The sequence below is a fragment of the Alistipes intestinihominis genome (assembly GCF_040095975.1).
Classification (GTDB): domain Bacteria; phylum Bacteroidota; class Bacteroidia; order Bacteroidales; family Rikenellaceae; genus Alistipes; species Alistipes senegalensis.
This window is the reverse complement of record NZ_JBBMFL010000014.1, coordinates 15743-35064: the sequence shown is the minus strand read 5'-3', so window position 1 is coordinate 35064 and position 19322 is coordinate 15743. Positions and strand designations below refer to the sequence as shown.

14 protein-coding genes are annotated in these 19322 nt (G+C 62.5%); 7 read left to right on the top strand and 7 right to left on the bottom strand.

From position 1 onward, the window contains the following. The first annotated feature begins 23 nt into the window (after positions 1-23). Together pyk and WMO46_RS11465 are read left to right on the top strand one after the other, a co-directional pair. Complete coding sequence (gene pyk, locus WMO46_RS11470) at positions 24-1499, top strand: pyruvate kinase (protein WP_195497743.1); 1476 nt, start codon at positions 24-26, stop codon at positions 1497-1499. Between the two features lie 11 nt (positions 1500-1510). Continuing rightward, positions 1511-2968, top strand: a complete 1458-nt coding sequence (locus tag WMO46_RS11465; RefSeq protein ID WP_349094405.1) for a lipopolysaccharide biosynthesis protein — start codon at positions 1511-1513, stop codon at positions 2966-2968. A gap of 34 nt (positions 2969-3002) precedes the next feature. Here the strand turns inward: WMO46_RS11465 and buk are convergent, their stop codons facing one another. The 7 genes from buk to WMO46_RS11430 form a co-directional block, all read right to left on the bottom strand. Continuing rightward, positions 3003-4070: a butyrate kinase gene (gene buk / locus WMO46_RS11460; RefSeq protein WP_026076585.1), complete on the bottom strand. Its 1068-nt coding sequence runs from the start codon at positions 4068-4070 to the stop codon at positions 3003-3005. A gap of 46 nt (positions 4071-4116) precedes the next feature. Next, a complete protein-coding gene (locus tag WMO46_RS11455) occupies positions 4117-5025 on the bottom strand; it encodes a phosphate acyltransferase (RefSeq protein ID WP_019151014.1) in 909 nt (302 codons plus the stop codon). 36 nt (positions 5026-5061) lie between these two features. Continuing rightward, entirely contained in the window at positions 5062-6264 is a 1203-nt protein-coding gene (locus tag WMO46_RS11450) for an acetate/propionate family kinase (RefSeq protein WP_195497745.1), read from the bottom strand. Between the two features lie 210 nt (positions 6265-6474). After that, complete coding sequence (gene crcB, locus WMO46_RS11445) at positions 6475-6849, bottom strand: fluoride efflux transporter CrcB (RefSeq protein WP_302588470.1); 375 nt, start codon at positions 6847-6849, stop codon at positions 6475-6477. Between the two features lie 108 nt (positions 6850-6957). Beyond that, the gene (locus tag WMO46_RS11440; protein ID WP_349094404.1) at positions 6958-8214 is read right to left on the bottom strand and encodes a glutamate-5-semialdehyde dehydrogenase; all 1257 of its coding nucleotides are present in this window, start codon (positions 8212-8214) and stop codon (positions 6958-6960) included. A 1-nt stretch (position 8215) separates the two neighbouring features. Continuing rightward, positions 8216-9310 carry a glutamate 5-kinase gene (proB, locus tag WMO46_RS11435; RefSeq protein WP_349094403.1) on the bottom strand — a complete coding sequence of 365 codons (1095 nt, stop codon included), beginning with the start codon at positions 9308-9310 and terminating at the stop codon, positions 8216-8218. A 204-nt stretch (positions 9311-9514) separates the two neighbouring features. Beyond that, positions 9515-10186, bottom strand: a complete 672-nt coding sequence (locus WMO46_RS11430; RefSeq protein ID WP_129651810.1) for a response regulator transcription factor — start codon at positions 10184-10186, stop codon at positions 9515-9517. Between the two features lie 127 nt (positions 10187-10313). On the opposite strand from WMO46_RS11430, the gene WMO46_RS11425 reads away from it, so the two are divergent. The 5 genes from WMO46_RS11425 (at position 10314) to WMO46_RS11405 (ending at position 19241) form a co-directional block, all read left to right on the top strand. Then, complete coding sequence (locus tag WMO46_RS11425) at positions 10314-12293, top strand: DEAD/DEAH box helicase (protein WP_349094402.1); 1980 nt, start codon at positions 10314-10316, stop codon at positions 12291-12293. A 183-nt stretch (positions 12294-12476) separates the two neighbouring features. Then, positions 12477-14669, top strand: coding sequence for a DUF349 domain-containing protein (locus tag WMO46_RS11420; RefSeq protein ID WP_349094401.1), 2193 nt, complete (start codon positions 12477-12479; stop codon positions 14667-14669). Positions 14670-14680: 11 nt separating this feature from the next. Next, on the top strand, positions 14681-16303 hold the full coding sequence (locus WMO46_RS11415; protein WP_196016471.1) for a CTP synthase: 1623 nt from the start codon (positions 14681-14683) through the stop codon (positions 16301-16303). Positions 16304-16338: 35 nt separating this feature from the next. Next, positions 16339-18288 (top strand): membrane protein insertase YidC, encoded by a 1950-nt coding sequence (gene yidC / locus WMO46_RS11410; protein ID WP_349094400.1) that lies wholly within the window; start codon positions 16339-16341, stop codon positions 18286-18288. Positions 18289-18386: 98 nt separating this feature from the next. After that, on the top strand, positions 18387-19241 hold the full coding sequence (locus WMO46_RS11405) for a YncE family protein (RefSeq protein WP_276761924.1): 855 nt from the start codon (positions 18387-18389) through the stop codon (positions 19239-19241). Positions 19242-19322 lie beyond the last annotated feature (81 nt).

Genomic DNA, 19322 nt, shown 5'->3' with positions numbered 1-19322 from the left:
AAAAGAATAAAACATTACTCTCTATGTATCGCATGAAAAAGACCAAGATCGTCGCCACCATGTCGGATTTCCGCTGCACCGAGGAGTTCGTCTCGAAACTTTTCGACGCCGGAATGGACGTGATCCGTATCAATTCGGCCCACGTCTCGGAGGAGGGCGCCACCCGTATCGTCGAGATCGTGCACCGGGTCAATCCGGCCATTCCGATCATGATCGACACCAAGGGCCCCGAGATCCGCGTGACGACGATCGCCGACGAATACGGGAACAGCATCAATTTCCGCGCGGGCGACCGGGTGGCGGTGCGCGGTTCGGACGGTTCGGACCTCACCACCCGCAAGGTGGTTTACATGAATGTTCCCTCGATCGTGCGCGACATTCCGGTCGGGGCGCGGATGCTGATCGCCGACGGCGAACTGGAGATCCGCGTCGTGGGCAAGACGGACGAGGAACTCGACTGCGAATTCGTCGTGGGCGGCGCCATGCGGTCGCGCAAGAGCGTCAACGTGCCGGGCGTGTCGATCGACCTGCCGTCGGTGACGGAGAAGGACCGCCGCTTCATCGAGTGGGCCGTGAAGAACGATGTCGATTTCATCGCGCACTCGTTCGTGCGCTCGGCCCGCGACATCCGGGCCGTGCAGGAGATTCTCGACGCCCGCGGCAGCAACATCAAGATCATCTCGAAGATCGAGAACCAGGAGGGACTGGACAACATCGACGAGATCATCGAGGCGTCGTACGGCATCATGGTCGCCCGCGGCGACCTCGGGGTGGAGCTCCCGGCCGAGGTGATTCCCAACACGCAGCGGCGCATCGTCGAGAAGTGCATCTGCGCCAAGCGTCCCGTGATCATCGCCACGCAGATGCTCTATTCGATGGTCAAGTCCCCGCGCCCGACGCGCGCCGAGGTGAGCGACGTGGCCAGCGCCATCTACGAGCGTGTGGACGCCGTGATGCTGAGCGACGAGACCGCTATGGGCGATTTCCCCGTGGAGTCGGTCGAAACGATGGCCCGCATCGCCCGCGAGATCGAACGCGACGAGACGCATTTCAAACCCATGATCGACATGGACATGGTTTCGGTGAACCACGAGATCACGGCCCAGCTGGCCCGTTCGGCCGTGCGCGCCTCCACGAACCTGCCGATCAAATATGTGGTGCTCGACACCAAGACGGGCCGCACGGGCCGCTATCTGGCGGCGTTCCGAGGCCGCAAGACCGTGATGGCCGTCTGCTATCAGCTCCATGCCCAGCGCATTCTGGCCCTGTCGTACGGCGTGGTGCCGATCCTCCGCAACCAGGAGCTTACGGACCGCTATCACTTCCTGGTCGATGCGCTGGAGTTCATCGACCAGTATAAGAAATTGCAGGACGAAGACCTGCTGGCCATCGTGGGCGGCAGTTTCGGTCCCGACGGAGGCGCCTCCTACGTCGAGATCGCCAACGTGCACAACATCCGCAAGCGCAACGAGGAGATCATCGCCGCGCAGGGCAAGTAAAAACCGGACCGTTGGGGGGACAGCTCAGAGAGAAGGTCGCGCAGGGCGTGGCGTGGAGTATGGCCGAGAAGATCGGGTCGATGCTGCTGGCTATGGCCGTGCGGCTGGTCATTCTGCGCCTGCTGACGCCCGACATCCTCGGATTCATGTCCATCCCGTCGGCTGTGGCGACCATCCTGCTGGTGGTCGTGGACAGCGGCTTTTCGCAGAGTCTGATCCGCCACCGCGACCCCTCGCAGAGCGATTACAAGTCGGTATTCCTCTTCAATATGGCCGTGTCGCTGGCGCTCTACGTTGCGCTGATGGCGCTGATGCCCTTTGCGGCGCGCTGGTACGACATGCCCCAGATCGCGCGGATCGCTCCGGTGTTTTTCCTGCTGCTGCCGCTGAACGCCCTGTGCGCCGTGCAGAACACGATCTTCATCCGTCAGTTCCGCTTCGCGCTGCTGTCGAAGGTGACTTTCGCATCGTCGCTCGTGGGCGGATTCGCCGCCATCGGCTGTGCGCTGGCCGGGTGGGGCATCTGGAGCCTCGTGGCCGAGCGGGTGATAACCGTCGGCGCGAGGACCGCGATCCTGTGGTGGCTGAGCGACTGGCGGCCCCGCGGGCGGTGCAGCGTGAAGCCCCTGCGCGAGATGGCGCCTTTCGGGTGCAGTCTGATGGTGACCGATCTGATTTCGAATTTCTACAACAAGATACCTCAGTTTTTCCTCGGAAAGCTCTATCCTGCGGCGACGCTCGGATCGTATGACCAGGCGGTCAAGCTGAAGGACATGCCCGCGACGACCGGGATGCAGGCGGTGCAGAACGTCACCTTCCCGGCCTTTTCGAAGATCCGGGACGACGCCCTGAAGCTGGCCGAAAGCTACCGCCAGGTGGTGATGGTCGTGGCGTATGTGATGTTCCCGATCATGGCGGGGATGTCGGCCGTGGCGCACGACATGTTCGCCGTTCTGCTGGGGGAGGGCTGGATGTCCACAGCGCCCTATTTCGAGGTGGTGTGTCTGGCGGGGCTCTTCTCGCCGATCGCGGTGATCGCCTATAACATCCTGAAAGTCCGCTGCTCGGGGCCGCTGCTCGTGCGCCTCGAAGTGGTGAAGAAGCTGCTGATGACGGCGATCTTCGCCGTGACCATCCCCCGCAGCGTGACGGCCGTGGTGTGGGGACTGGTGGCCATTGCGTTCTGCGAAATGGCGGTCAATTTCCTCGCCACGACCCGTTTCACGACGCTCTCGTGCGCGCGGTTCGCGCGGACGCTGCTGCCTCCGGCGTTGCTTTCCGCGGCGATGTACGCCGTCGTGCGGCTCACGGCGGCGGTTCCCGGCAATGACCTGCTGCGGCTGGTCGCCGAGATCGCGGCGGGGGCGCTCTGTTACCTGCTGCTCTCGGCGCTGTTCCGGTTGGAGGCTTTCCGCGAGGTGGTCGCCATCGTGCGCCGGCAGCTGAAAAAGAAAGACCGCCCCGTTTAGGCGGTCTTTTCGTTTTCCGGATGGATGATGCGGGCTATTGGTAGACCTTCGGGGTGATGACGCCCCGAAGTACGACCAGTGCGTTCATGACCAATGCTTCGAGCTCGTTCTCCCCGGGGTAGACCTCGACGGGTGCAATGAAGCCGCAATGTTCGCGGATATACTCCACGATGGGTTCGTTGTAGGCGATGCCGCCCGTGAGCAGGATCGCCTGAACCTTGCCCGAAAGGGCTCCGGCCATGGCGCCGATCTGTTTCGAGATGTTGTAACACATGGATTCCAGCACCTTTTTGGCCCGCTGGTCGCCTTTTTCGATGCGTTCCATGACCTGAATGACCGAATTGGTCCCCAGGTAGGCCACCAGACCGCCTTTGCTCGAAATGAATTTCAACAGCTCCTCTTTCGTGTACTGTCCCGAGAAGCAGACCTTGATGAGCTCGCTCGACGGGATGCTGCCCGCACGGTCCGGGGCGAAGGGCCCGTCGCCGTCGAGGGCGTTGTTGACATCGACGATGCGGCCCTGTCTGTGCGCCGCGACCGAGATGCCGCCGCCCATGTGGGCCACGATCAGGTTCGATTCCTCGTAGGTCCAGCCCATGCGGCCGCAGTGCAGGCGCGCGATGGCCTTCTGGTTCAGGGCGTGGAAGATCGGCTTGCGCGGGCACATCGGCATACCCGTGATGCGGGCTGCGTCGTCCATCTCATCGACCACCGGGGGGTCGGCTATGTAGGCTTTCACGCCCGCCATGTGGGCGATCTGCGCCGCGAGCAGTCCCCCGAGGTTGCAGGCGTGCTTCATCGGGGCGTTGCGCAGGTCGTAGCGCATCCGGGAGTTGACCTCGTAGACTCCGGCGGGGATGGGGCGTATCAGTCCTCCGCGGCCGATCACGGCCGACAGATCTTTCAGGTTGAACGACTGTTCGCGCAGGGCCGAGAGGATCAGTCCCCGGCGCCAGTCGAGCTGGTCGATGACATTGGCGAATCGGGAGATCTCTTCGGTCGAGTGGCGCAGGGTCAGATCCAACAAAGGCCGCTCCTCGTCGTAGAGGGCGACCTTCGTGGATGTTGAGCCGGGATTTATCGCTAAAACTTTGTAGCCCATAAGTTCTCGGTTCGTTAATGGTTTGGGTTAGCCCCGTGTCCGGGTTTTATTTTTTCACTGCCAGGCAGGCCAGGGCGATGGAGAAGAGCTTGGTCTTGCTCGTGTCGCCGCGGGAGGTCAGCACGCAGGGGACCTTCGTGCCCATGACCATCGCCGCCAGTTCGCCGCCGCAGAGGTGCGTCACCGACTTGAAGAAGACGTTCGCCGATTCGATGTTGGGGAACAGCAGGCAGTCCGGATCGCCGGCCACCGACGAACCCTTGACCTTCTTGTGTTCGGCCACCTCCTTGTAGAGCGCCACGTCGAGCGACAGCGGGCCGTCAACGACGACCTTGCCCAGCTGGCCGCGGTCGGCCATCTTGGCCAGCAGCGCGCCTTCGGTCGAGGAGATCACGTTGGGGAGCAGCTGCTCCGAGGGGGCGATGCAGGCGATTTTCGGGGCCTCGATGCCCAGCAGGTTCGCCGTGCGGGCCAGGTAGCCGATCTGCACCATCTTCTGCTTGAAGTCCGGAAGCGGAATCACGGCAACGTCCGAAATGATGAGCAGTTTGTGGTAGCAGGGCATCTCGACGATCGCTACGTGGCTCAGCACGCCCTTCGGGGGGAACAGTCCGGCCTCCTTGTTGAGGATGCCGCGCATGTATTTGTCGGTCGATACGAGACCTTTCATCAGAACGTCGGCGTTGCCCGAAACGACCGATGCGACGGCCTGCTGGACGCATTTCACGTCGTTGGGTTCATCGACGATGTTGAAAGCCTTGATGTCGATGCCGTTCTCCTCGCAGACCTGTTTGATGACCTCCTTGTCGCCGAAGAGCGTGGGCTCCACGAGCCCCTCCTTGTAAGCCTCGTAGACGGCTTCCAGCGTATGCGAATCCTGTCCGTAAGCGACGGCCAGACGTTTTTTACCCCGTTTTCTCGCCTCCTCGACGATTTCGGTAAGATGCTGAATCATGGTTATGACGGTATTTAATGTGTTAAAGTTGAACGTTTATTTTACCAGGTTGTAGGTGTCCGTGGCGATCACCAGCTCCTCGTTGGTGGCGATGGTCGCTACCTTGACTTTCGAATCGGCGGCCGAGAGGATCTTGTTCACGCCCCGGGCGCCCTTGTTGGCCGCCGGGTCGAACCGGACGCCCATGAATTCCAGTCCGCGGCACACCTCCTCGCGCATCTCGCACGAGTTCTCGCCCACGCCGCCCGTGAAGACGATCAGATCCACGCCGCCCATTTCGGCCGCGTATTCGCCGATGAACTTCTTGATGCGGGCGTAGTACATGTCGCGCGCCAGAATCGCGCGGGGATTGCCCTCGTCGTAGGCCCGGTCGATGTCGCGCATGTCGCTCGAAATGTCCGTCAAGCCCTGCACGCCCGATTTCTTGTTCATCATCTCGTTGAGCTGGGCGTAGCTCATGCCCTCCTTCTCACCGATGAACGTGATGGCGCTGGCGTCCACCTGTCCGCAGCGGGTGCCCATCACCAGACCGTCCAGCGGCGAGAATCCCATCGACGTGTCGAACGACTTGCCGTCGAGGACGGCCGTCACCGAACCGCCGTTGCCGATGTGGCAGGTGATGATCCGCGAGTGGTGGAAATCCAGCCCGGCGAGCTCGGCGCCCACCTTGGCCACGTACTTGTGGCTGGTGCCGTGGAAGCCGTACTTGCGCACGCGGTATTTCTCGTAGTAGGCGTGGGGCAGGGCGTACATGTAGTTCACCGCGGGGATCGACTGGTGGAACGAGGTGTCGAAGACCGTGACCTGCGGAACGCCCGGCAGCACCTTTTCGATCGAAAGCACGCCTTCGAGGTTGGCGGGGTTGTGCAGCGGGGCGATCTCGAACAACGAACGGATCTTCTCCTTCGTATCTTCGGTGACGATGCAGCTCTCGGGGAAGAACTCGCCGCCGTGGGCCACGCGGTGACCGACGGCCTTCACCTCGTCGAGCGACGCGATCACGCCGTGCGCGGGGTCCGTCAGGGCGTCGAGCACGAGTTTGATACCCGTCGTGTGGTCGGGGATCGGCTGATGCAGTTCGAAATTCTCCTTGCCTACGGGTTTATGGGTCAGATCGCCTTCCGGGAGGCCGATGCGTTCTACGAGTCCTTTTGCGAGCAGCTTGCTCGACGACGGCTCCATGTCGATCACCTGATACTTGATCGACGACGAACCGCAGTTCAAAACCAGAATTACCATTTACCTTATTTTTAAGTTTTACTTTATTATGTATGCTTTTTCATTACCGGCCGGTGTTGTCGCCGCCGTCGGCGTCGTTTACAAGTCTGACCCCACCCCAAACCCCTCCCTCGGGAGGGGCTTGTCGCGGCGCGACCGGGATTTCGTCCGGGTTGTCAGCCGGGATTTCAACCGGGTTGTAGGTTATTTTTAATTCTTAATTTTTCATTTTTAATTACGTGCAATTTGCGCTCTGATCCACATCCCCAGGGCCGCGAAAGCGATGCACGTCACGACGCTCAGCGCGATATAGGCCGCCGCGGGGCCGTAATTCCCGGCGCGCAACAGCCGCACGGCGTCGGCCGAGAAGGTCGAGAAAGTGGTGAAGCCTCCGCAGAATCCTGCGATGAGCAACCATCCTGCCGCGGCCGACGAGATCGTTTCCAGCAGGATGCCGATCAGCAGCGATCCGACGGCATTGACCGCGAACGTTCCGGCGGGAAATCCCAGCAGCGTGTGTCCTGCCAGCAGCCATGCCGAAAGCATGTAGCGGACGACGCTGCCGGCGGCGCCGCCGAGCCCCACGGCCAAAAGTTCACGAATCATAAGCTAAATATAGGCATTATTTTACGATGCAGCAAATTTAAGCAAAAAATGCTAACGATTCGTTCTATTTTTTGCCCGAATAGGTGGAAAAATTATCGGAATTGCATCTCAGGAGTCCCGGGTCTGCCCGTCGCCCGAAACGACGTACTTGTAGGTCGTGAGTTCGGGGAGCCCCATCGGGCCCCGGGCGTGGAGCTTCTGGGTCGAGATTCCGACCTCGGCGCCGAATCCGAACTGGCCTCCGTCGGTGAAGGCCGTCGAGACGTTGACATAGACGCACGCCGCGTCGGTCCGCTGCGTGAACAGCCGCGCCGTCTCCGCATTCTCGGTGACGATCGCCTCGCTGTGGCGCGAGGAGTAGCGTTCGATGTGGGCCAGGGCTTCGTCGAGCGAACCGACGGTTTTGACCGCCAGTTTGTAGTCGAGGAACTCGGTGCCGAAATGCTTCTCCTCGGCGGGGCGGAGCAGGCTGGCGGGGTAGCGGCCCGCGAGGGCGGCGTAAGCCTCTGCGTCGGCGTAGATCGTGACCCGTGCGGCGGCCATCGGGTCGCACAGTTCGGCCAGCTCCCCGAGGCGGCTGCGGTGGACGACGAGGCAGTCGAGGGCGTTGCAGACGCTCACGCGCCGCGTCTTGGCGTTGCAGATTACGGCGCGGCCTTTCGCCAGGTCGCCGTCCGCGTCGAAATAGGTGTGGACGATGCCCGCGCCGGTCTCGATAACGGGAATGCGGGCGTTCTCGCGCACGAAGCGGATCAGTCCGGCACCGCCGCGGGGGATCACCACATCGACGTAGCCCACGGCCCCGAGCAGCGCCGCCACGGCTTCGTGGTCGGAGGGCAGCAGGGTGAAGGCCGCCGGGTCGATGCCCTCGCTGCGGAGCGCTTCGTGGAGCAGGGCGGCGATGGCCTCGTTGGAGCGGCGGGCGTCGCTGCCGCCTTTCAGCACGCAGGCGTTGCCCGTCCTGAGACACAGCGAGAAGATGTCGGCCGTGACGTTCGGACGCGCCTCGCAGATCATTCCCACGACGCCGAACGGCACGCGGACCTTGCGGATCGACAGCCCGTTGGGGCGGGTCCACTCGTCGATCGTCGTGCCCTGCGGTGCGGGGAGCCCGGCGACGGCCTCCATGTCGGAGGCGATGCCTGCGATGCGTTCGGGCGTCAGCCGCAGCCGGTCGCGCAGGGGCGAGTCGGCGGCCATCGCCGCGAGGTCGAGGGCGTTGGCCTCCAGCAGACTGTCGGCGTGTGTCCGGAGCAGCCGGGCGGCCGTCGTGACGGCGCGGCCCAGCGTCGCGGCGTCGGTGCGGCCCAGTTCGGTTCCCGCGCGGCGGGCGGCGGCGAAGAGGGTTTCGTATTTCGTATCCATTTTATTCCAGATATAGGTAATCGCAGTGAATCAGCGGCTTGAGGCCCTTGCGGCCCAGGTTGCGGCGGGCCGTGGCGCTGTCGCACGAGATGCGGCCCACGCCCAGCGGCGCGCCTTCGGGCGAGAGGATGCGCACGATGTCGTCGCGCTCGAACTCCCCCTCGACGGCGGTGACCCCCACGGCGAGGATGCTCGCGGCCTTGCTCTGCGAAATGGCCGCGGCGGCTCCGGCGTCGAGGTGCAGGGCCCCCTTGGCGAAGCCCTCGCTGCTGGCGATCCACTTCTTGACCCCCGAAGCGGGGCGGGGCGCCGCCTCGAAGCGTGTGCACACGACATCGCGGCCCGTGAGGACCAGATCGGTCAGGATGCCGTCGCGGCGGCCGTTGGCGATCACGACCTCGATGCCCTCGCCCGCGACGCGCGACGAGATGCGGCTTTTGGTCGTCATGCCCCCGCGGCCGCGCGAGGAGCGTGCGGTGTCGATATACTGCGAGAGGTCGCGGCCCGGAGCCACGCGGCGGATGACCTGTGACGCGGGGTCCGCGGGCGATCCGTCGTAGATGCCGTCGATGTTGCTCAGGATGATGAGCGCCTCGGTGTCCATCATCGCGGCCACGAGGCCCGAGAGTTCGTCGTTGTCGGTGAACATCAGTTCGGTGACCGAGATGGTGTCGTTCTCGTTGACGATCGGGACGACGCCCGCGGCGAGCATCGCCTCCATGCAGTTGCGCTGGTTGAGGTACTGGCGCCGCGTGGAGAGGCTCTCCTTGGTGGTGAGCACCTGCCCGCAGACGATGCCGTATTCGTTGAAGAGGTCGTAATAGCGGTTCAGCAGCTTCACCTGCCCGACGGCCGAGAAGAGCTGGCGCGCCGAAACGGTGTCGATGCGCCCGACCCGGGGTTCGAGGACGCTGCGGCCCGAGGCCACGGCCCCCGACGAGACGAGGATCACCTCGACGCCCGCGCGGTAGAGCCCTGCGATCTGGTCCACGAGCGCCGAGATGCGTGTGGTGTCGGGCCGTCCGTCTTCGCGGGTCAGCACGTTGCTGCCGATCTTGATGACGATGCGGCGGTATTTTTTCGATTCACAATTCATAATTCACGATTCACAATTGCTTCGTCCGGACAAACTGGTTCGGTTGCGTGCGACAAGCCCCCCCCCTCCCGTCATTGCGAGGAGCGTAGCGACGCGGCAATCCGATCAAAGGTCGTAACCTCACAACGCGTTCAGCAGATTCCCGCGTCGGTCCTTCGGCCCTCCTCGGAATGACAATCCGATTTTCACTTTTCACCTTTTGTTTCAAGGTTCATATTTATATCCCACGCCCTTGACCGTCACGATGCGTTCGTCGCCGATCTTCTGGCGCAGCTTGCGGATGTGGACATCGATCGTGCGGTCGCCTACGACCACCTCCGTGCCCCAGATCTTGGCGTAGATCTCCTCCCGCGGGATCAGCCGCCCCGGCGACGAGCAGAGCAGGTCGAGCAGCGCGAATTCCTTGCGCGGCAGGGCGATTTCCCGCCCGTCGCGGATCACGGTGTAGCGGTCGCGGTCGATCGTGATGCCCGGGGCCGGCGGTGCGGCGGGGGCCGCGTCGGCGTCGATGCGTTTGAGAATCGCCTGCACGCGGCTCACCAGCAGCTTCATCTTGATCGGCTTCGTGAGGTAGTCGTCGGCTCCCACGCCGAAGCCCGCCAGCTGCTGCTGCTCCTCGCCCAGCGCCGAGAGGAAAACCACCATCGTGTCTTTCAGCACGGGGTTTTCGCGGATGGCTCGGCAGGTCTGCGCACCGTCCATCACCGGCATCATCATGTCGAGCAGAATCAGGTGCGGACGGCATTCGGCGGCCTTTTCGAGCGCCTCGGCGCCGTTCTGGGCCGTGAAAACCTCGTAACCCTCGCGGACGAGGTTGTAACGGACGAATTCGAGAATGTCGATCTCGTCGTCAACCAGCAGGATGCGATGACTCATAGTTGTCGGTTTCAGGTTCGGCGGACCCTCTTGCGGGGCCGTCGTGCGGATAACTCTGCGAAGATAGTGATTTTCCGGCGAAAAATCCAATAAATTGTCGTACCTTTGGCCTTTCAAATATATCCGTATGACCAACGAAGCTGATTTCAGCACATTGGGCCTCAGCGAGCAGATGCTCGAAGCGGTCCGCGCAAAAGGGTTCGAAACTCCCACATCCATTCAACGACTCACGATTCCCCGCCTGCTCTCCGGCGGAAACGACATCATAGCACAATCCCAGACCGGCACGGGCAAGACCGCCGCTTTCGGACTGCCGATACTCCAGCAGACCGAACATTCGGCCGACGGGGTGCAGGCCCTCGTCCTCGTCCCGACGCGCGAACTGGCCGTGCAGGCCGCCGAAGAGCTCCTGAGCTTCAACGCCGGGCGGCGGCTCTCGATCACGGCCATCTACGGAGGGGCCGCCATGAGCGAGCAGCTGCGCCGTCTGTCGCGCGGCGTGGACATCGTCGTGGGGACCCCGGGCCGCGTGCTGGACCACATCCGCCGCGGCACGCTCAAACTCGACAAGGTCCGTTTCCTGGTGCTGGACGAGGCCGACGAGATGCTCGACATGGGTTTTCTCGAAGATGTCGAAGAGATCATGAATCATACGGGCGCCGACCGCCGCGTGCTGCTCTTCTCGGCCACGATGCCCGAACGGATCGTCCGGCTGTCGGAGGCTTACATGCGCGATACGGAGATGCTGCGCATCGAGTCGCAGCACCTGACCGCCGATCTGACGAACCAGATCTATTTCGAGGTGCGCGAGGCCGACAAGTTCGACGCCCTGACGCGCATCATCGACATCGAGCCGGATTTTTACGGCATCGTCTTCTGCCGCACGAAGATCGGCGCGGACGAGGTGGCGACGCGCCTCGCAGCGCACGGCTACGCTGCCGAGGGGCTGCACGGTGACGTGTCGCAGGCCCAGCGCGAAAAGATCCTGCGCAAGTTCCGCGACCGGACGGTCAACATCCTGGTGGCCACCGACGTTGCGGCGCGCGGCATCGACGTGTCGAACCTTTCGCACGTCATCAACTACTCGCTGCCGCAGGATTCGGAGAGCTATGTCCACCGCATCGGCCGTACGGGCCGCGCCGGGCGCGAGGGCACGGCCATCACCTTCATTTCGGGCGCCGAGCTGCGGCGTTTCAACTGGATGATGCGCGACATCAAGGCCGACATCCGGCGCGAGACGCTCCCCTCGCCGCAGGACATCGTGGCGATGAAGCGCGCCAAAATCAAAGAGGAGCTGCGGGAGATCGTCGAGAGCGAGTCTTACGGCGACTATGCCGACTATGCCGCCGAGCTGCTCGAAACCTATGCGCCCGACGTGGCGCTGGGGGCTTTGCTCCGGCTGGCGTTCCGCAGCGAACTGGACCAGAGCAGCTATCCCGAGATCCGTTCGTTCTCGGTGGACCGCAAGGGCAGGACCCGGCTGTTCCTGACCCTCGGGACACGCGACGGCTATTCGGGCCGCAAGCTGGTCGAGATGCTCAAGCGCAAATGCGGGCTGCGCGACAAGCATATCGACGACGTGCGTCTCTTCGAGAATTATTCGCTGGTGAGCGTGCCGTTCAGCGACGCCGAGAGCGTCGTGAGCCGGCTCAACGCCTCGGGCGGACGCCGCCGCATCGCCCGGATCGACCGCGAGGATGCGGCCGCAGGGGCGAAACCGGAGCCGGGCGAATCCCGTCCCGAGAAGCGGAGCCGCCGCCGGGATGCGGAGCCTGCGCCGCAGGCCGCGGAACGGAGCCGCAGGGATGCGGCCGAGGTTGCAGAGGAGGAGAGCCGTCCGAGAGAGAGCCGTCCGGAGGAGGAGACTCCGAAGGAGGGCCGCCCGGAGAAGCGGGGCCGGAAACGGACTGCGAACGACTGGAACGTGCCCCCGGCGGGCGGCAACGAAGCCTTCGACTGGGAGGCTTTCCAGCGTTTCGCCGAGGCTGCGGCGTGGGAGAAGCCCCGGCGCGGCGGAACCCGAAGCGTGCGCCGCGGGGCGCGTCCCGTCACGACGAGGCGTCAGGCTGCGCCCAAACGTCTCGCCGCCAAGGGGCGCAAATGCTGACGGCGAACCGGAAATCGCCGGAAAACCGCGCCGCCGCACCGGGATTCGGGAATTTCACTCTTCCGGATGGCGGCGTTGTTGCATCTTTTGGTGAAATCATTTCCGGATTCCGCATAAAATGGTTACATTTGCGAGATTTATAGACTCCCCGTATATATACGGGAACCAAAAATGCGTACTGAGATGGCTACTGAAAAACCGACACTTCCTGCTCCCGAAGAGCCTGTCAGCCCTGCGGCTGAAGATGTGCAAGCGACCCCTGCCGTGACTGCCGAAGTCCCCGAAACCCCGAATCCTGCCGCCGAGGCGCCTGCCGAAGCGGAAACCGCTCCTGTTGCGGAGACTCCCGCCGAAGCGGCCGCCGGGGAGACCGAACCTGCCGAGGCGCCTGCCGGGGCGGAAGAAGCCCCTGCCGAGGAGGAAGCCCCTGCCGAGGAGGCCGCTCCGCGGGCGAAGCGCGCCCGCATCCAGCCTGCGGTGGAACCCGTGGCCGAAGCCGCCGAAGAGGCTGCGCCGGCCGACGTGCAGGTGGATTTCGCCGACGAGGAGGCTGCGCTCGCCGCGCAGAACGCCGGACTGGAGATCGAGGACGAAACGCCCGAGGAGGAGGCCGCCGACCGTCTGGCCGGAGAGACGCCCGATACCGCGGACAAGTTCGCCGGCAAAGGCAAGGAGGAGTTGGTGGCGCTGTTCGCCCGGATGCTCGAAGAGCAGCCCGTGCAGTCGATCCGCCGGGATGTCGAGGCGCTGAAAATCGCCTTCTACCGCATCCGCCGCGCCGAGGTCGAGGCCGCACGCCGCCGTTTCATCGAGGAGGGCGGCGCCGAGGAGGATTTCGCCCCGTCGGTGGACGGAGCCGAAGTGCAGCTCAAGGAGCAGTTCAAGATATACCGTCAGCGCCGCGACGCCTTCATCGCCAATCTCGAAGCCGAAAAAGAGGCCAATCTGAAGGTCAAGCAGGCGATCATCGAGGAGCTGAAGGAGCTGGTCAACTCGGACGAGACGCTCAACCATACGTTCAACAAGTTCCGCGAACTCCAGCAGCGCTGGAAGGAGACCGGCATCGTGCCTCAGCAGTATGTCAAAGACCTGTGGGAGACCTATAACCTCCACGTCGAGAATTTCTACAATTTCATCAAGATCAACAAGGAGCTGCGCGATCTCGACCTGAAAAAGAACTACGAGCAGAAGGTCGCCCTCTGCGAGCAGGCCGAGGCGCTGATCCTCGAACCTTCGGTGGTCGAGGCGTTCCGCAAGTTGCAGAAACTCCACGACGAGTGGCGCGAGACGGGTCCCGTGGCCAACGAATACAAGGAGGCGCTCTGGGAGCGTTTCAAGGCCGCGTCGAGCCGCATCAACAAACAGCATCAGGAGCATTTCGAGGCGTTGAAGGGCGAGCAGGTCCGCAATCTCGAACTCAAAACCGAGCTTTGCGCCGCGACCGAGGAGCTCGCGGCGCAGCCGCTGACCACCCGCAAGGAGTGGAACAAGGCCAGCGACCGTCTGCTGGAGATTCAGAAGACCTGGAAGACCATCGGATTCGCCCCCAAGAAGGACAACAACCGCATCTACGAGCGTTTCCGCACGGCATGCGACCGATTCTTCGAGGCCAAGCGGCAGTTCTATGCCGGGATGAAGACCGAGATGGAGCACAACCTCCAGCTGAAGACCGAGATCTGCGAGGCTGCCGAGTCGCTGATGAACAGCGAGGAGTGGAAGAAGGCCACCGACGAACTGATCGCCCTGCAAGCCCGCTGGAAGCAGATCGGGGCGGTGTCGCGGCGTCATTCGGATGCCGTTTGGAAGCGTTTCCGCGCCGCCTGCGACAAGTTCTTCGAGCGTAAGGCGTCGCACTTCGCAAGCGTTGACGGCGAACACGAGGAGAATTTGCAGAAGAAACTCGCCCTGCTGGCCGAAATGGCCGAGGCCGACGTGAAGGCCGGCGGTTACGAGGTGATCCGCGAGTTCCAGCGCCGCTGGGGCGAGATCGGATTCGTGCCCATCAAGCAGAAGGACAGCATTCAGAAGAAATACAAGGCCGCCGTCGATGAGCTGTTCAACACGCTGCGCGGCTCGGAGCGCGACCGCTCGATGGGTCGCTTCCGCGAGAAGGTCTCGTCGCTCAAAGCGTCGGGCGACCGCCGTCTGCGCACGGAGCGCGAGCGTCTGTACAACAAGGTGCGCCAGCTGGAGCAGGAGATCGCCCTGCTGGAGAACAACATCGGGTTCTTCGCCAAGTCGAAGAACGCCGAGGCGCTGGTGGCCGACGTGCGGGCGAAGATCGACCGCGCCCGCGAGGAGATGGCGGCGGCCATCGAGAAGGTGAAGCTGATCGACAAACAGGACCAGGAAGAACAGAACAACGAAAACAAATAGTCAATACAGTAATGAAACTCTCCAAACCCAAGTACATATTCGTAACGGGCGGTGTCGCATCGTCGCTCGGAAAGGGTATTATTTCGGCCTCGATCGCACGTCTGTTGCAGGCACGCGGCTATTCGGTGACCATTCAGAAGCTCGACCCCTACATCAACGTCGATCCCGGAACGCTCAACCCCTATGAGCACGGCGAATGTTACGTCACCGAGGACGGCGCCGAGACGGACCTCGACCTGGGACACTACGAACGCTTCACGAACCAGCCCACGTCGAAGGCCAACAACGTCACGACGGGCCGCATCTACAAGAGCGTCATCGAGAAGGAGCGCAAGGGCGAGTACCTGGGCAAGACCGTGCAGGTCATTCCCCACATCACCGACGAGATCAAACGCCGCATCCAGCTGCTGGCGCAGACCAAGAAATACGACGTCATCATCACCGAGATCGGCGGCACGGTGGGCGACATCGAGTCGCAGCCGTTCATCGAATCGGTGCGCCAGCTGCGCTACTCGCTGGGGCACAAGAACACGGCGCTGGTGCATCTGACGCTGATCCCCTATATGGCCGCTTCGGGCGAGATGAAGACCAAACCCACGCAGCACTCCGTGAAGGCGCTGCTGGAGAACGGGCTCCAGCCCGACATTCTCGTGCTGCGCGCCGAACATACGCTGACCTCGGCGCTCAAACGCAAGGTCGCGCTGTTCTGCAACGTCGATGCCAACGCCGTGATGGAGTCGATCGACGTGCCGACGATCTACGAGGTGCCGATCAAGATGCACGAACAGCACTTGGACGAAGTGGTGCTGGACAAGCTGAACCTCCCGGCCGACAAGGAGCCGGATATGGCCGCCTGGAGCGCTTTCGTGGGCAAGATCAAGCACCCGTCGAAGAAGATCGAAATCGCGCTGGTGGGCAAGTACACCGAGCTGCCCGACGCCTACAAGTCGATCAGCGAATCGTTCATTCACGCCGGGGCCGTCAACGACTGCAAGGTGAAGCTCCGCTATGTCAATTCGGAGAAGGTCACCGCCGAGACGGCCGCCTCGCTGCTGGGCAGGATGTCGGGTATTCTGGTGGCCCCGGGCTTCGGCAACCGCGGCATCGAGGGCAAGATCGAGGCCGTGCGTTTCGCCCGTGAGAACGGCATTCCGTTCCTGGGCATCTGCCTGGGCATGCAGTGCGCCGTGATCGAGTTCGCGCGTCACGTGATGGGACTTTCCGACGCCAATTCGAGCGAGATGGAGCAGGCGACGGCCCATCCGGTGATCGACCTGATGGAGGAGCAGAAGGGCGTGACGGCCAAGGGCGGCACGATGCGTCTGGGCGCCTATCCCTGTACGCTGAAGAAGGGTTCGAAGGTCGCTGCGGCCTACGGAAAGCTCAATATTTCGGAGCGTCACCGTCACCGCTACGAGTTCAACAACGACTATCTGGCGCAGTTCGAGGCCGCCGGCATGAAGGCCGTGGGCGTCAACCCCGACACCAATCTGGTGGAGGCCGTCGAGGTCGAGAACCATCCGTGGTTCGTCGGCGTGCAGTACCATCCCGAGTACAAGAGCACCGTGCTGAGTCCTTCGCCGCTCTTCGTGGCTTTCGTGAAAGCCGCGCTGGCCTATGCGGAGAAGAAGTAATCACCTCCTGAAAAGAAAAAAGGAACAGTATTTTAATGGATAAGAAATCAATTATCGGCATTGCCGTCGTGGCGGTCCTCTTTTTGGGATTCGCCTACATCAACAGCAAGCAGCAGAAAGAATATCTCGAAAAGAAAGAGGCGTATGACGCCTATATGGACTCGGTGGCCCGCGCGACGCGGCCCGCGGTTCCGGCTGCCGATTCGACGGCCTCAGGCGAAGTGCAGCCCGAAATGACGGCCGAGGAGGCTGCGGCCGCGGCGCGTGAACGCCAAGTGGAGACGCTGGGCGAGTCGCTGGCGAATGCCCGCGAGGCGGAACCCGAGGAGTTCACGGTGGAGAACGACGTGATAGCGGTGCGTTTCTCGACCCGCGGCGGCCAGATCACGGGCGTCACGCTGAAAGACTACACCAAGTACGCCCCGCGCGGCGAACGCAACCAGCAGATCGAGCTGATGGACCCCGCGACGGCGCGTTTCGGGCTCTCGTTTTACGTGAAAAACGGGCTGAGGAACATCCCGGTCAACACGCTGGACTATGTGTTCACGGCCGAGCCGGAGACGACGGCCGCCGACGGTGCGGAGAGCGTCGTGGTTGCGATGCGTCTCCCGGTCGCCGAAGGGGCGTATCTGGAGTATCGCTACACGATTTATGACACGAAGTCGCCCGAACGCGACTACCTCGTGGATTTCGACGTGCAGCTGGTGAACATGGCCCGCGAGATGGCCAACCAGACCCAGATTCAGATCGACTGGGCCAACACCACCTACCAGAACGAGAAGGGTTTTCAGAACGAGAACATGTACACCACGCTGGCTTACCGCTTCCCGGGCGAATCGTCGATCGAGGAGCTGGGCATGAGCGACGGCGCCAAGTCGAAGAACATCTCGACGCAGGTGTCGTGGGTGGCGTTCAAGCAGCAGTTCTTCTCGTCGGTGTTCATCGCTCCGGAGAACGTCTCCTATGCGAACCTGGCTTTCGATACGGCGGCTCCCGAATCGTCGCTGCTGAAAACCTTCACGGCGCAGATGGGCGTGCCCTATACGCCGCAGACCGAAGGGTATGATTTCGCCTTCTATTTCGGCCCCAACAAGTACTCGATCCTCAAGAAGGTGGACGATTCGAAGGGCGCCGAGATCCATCTCGAACGGCTCGTGCCGCTGGGATGGGGCATTTTCGGATGGGTCAACCGCTGGTGCGTGATTCCGGTCTTCGACTTCCTGCGCAACTACATCGGCAGCTTCGGCATCATCATCCTGATTCTGGTGGTGCTGGTGAAGCTGGTGATCTCGCCGCTCACCTACAAGAGCTATGTTTCGATGGCCAAGATGCGCCTCATCAAACCGCAGGTCGATGAGCTGAACAAGAAATACCCCAAGCAGGAGGATGCGATGAAAAGGCAGCAGGCGACGATGGAGCTCTACAAGAAGGCGGGCATCAATCCCATGGGCGGCTGTATCCCGATGCTGATCCAGATGCCGATTCTGATCGCCATGTTCCGCTTCTTCCCCGCCTCGATCGAGCTGCGCGAGCAGCCGTTCCTGTGGGCCGACGACCTCTCGTCGTACGACAGCGTGCTGAACCTGCCCTTCTCGATCCCCTTCTACGGAGATCACGTGTCGCTGTTCGCCCTGCTGATGGCCCTGTCGCTGTTCGGATACTCCTATTTCAGCTATCAGCAGACCGCCTCGTCGCAGCCCCAGATGGCCGGCATGAAGTTCATGATGGTCTACCTGATGCCGATCATGATGCTCTTCTGGTTCAACAGCTATTCGAGCGGTCTGTGCTACTACTACCTGCTTTCGAACCTCTTCACCATCGGGCAGACGCTCGTCATCCGCCGCATGGTCGATGACCAGAAGATACACGCCATCATGCAGGCCAATGCCGCGAGGAAGTCGAAAGGCAAGAAATCGAAATTCCAGCAGCGTTACGAGGAGCTTCTGCGTCAGCAGGAGGCCCAGCAGCGCGCGAAGCGAAAATAGGCGGTGATCCGCTTTCGATCCGGGCCGGAGCGGATTCCTCGACGGGAATGCGGCTCCGGCCCTGTTTTTGCCCGAGAGGGCGTAAGATGGAGACGGAAATGAAAAAAGGGTTGATTTTCGGGCTGCTGCTGGCGGCCGCGATGCCGCTTGCGGCGCAGGAGTTGGGGGCGGAATACCGCCTGAAGCGGGTGATTCCGGTCGAAGGACGGCAGGGAATCGCCGCCGATTCGGCCTATTATTACGTGTCGGGCAGCACGGCGCTCTACAAGTACGACAAGCAGGGGCGGCTGGCGGCCAAAAACGAGCACCCCTTCGAGGGGCTGCCGCTGGCCGCGAACCATATCGGCGACATCGACGTGTGGAACGGAGAGATCTATGCCGGAATCGAGACCTTCGACGACGGCCGCGGGGAGAATATCCAGGTCGCGGTGTACGATGCCAACACGCTGGAATGGAAACGTTCGATCGACTGGGAACCCGCGTCGGGACAGGTCGAGGTGTGCGGACTGGCCGTGGACCGCGACGGAGGCATGGTCTGGATGGCCGACTGGGTCGATGGGCGCTATGTCTACGGATACGATCTTTCGACGGGCCGATACGTGCGCAAGGTGCACTTGCGTCCCGTGCCGCAGTGGCAGCAGGGGATTTTCATGGCCGGCGGACGGATGCTGATCTCGGCCGACGACGGGGATGCCGATCTCGGCGAGCCGGACAACCTCTACATCGCCGATCTGCGCGACGGAAAGTCCTGCGCCACGGTGCTGCCGTTCCGTTCGATGGACGATTTCCGGCGGGCGGGCGAGATCGAGGGGCTGGCGGTCGATCCCGCGACGGACGATCTGCTGGTGCTGGCCAACCGGGGTGCGCGGATCGTGCTGGGGATGCCGCGGGGATTCTATCCGGGCTACGACCGGGAGATTCACGAGATTTACGTCTACGAAAAGGTGAAATAGATGAATATGGAAAGGCCCCTCCCCGAGGGGCTTTTTCGATTCCGTGCCGGAAACTGCGGACGCAGGACTCGCGGGCTTCGA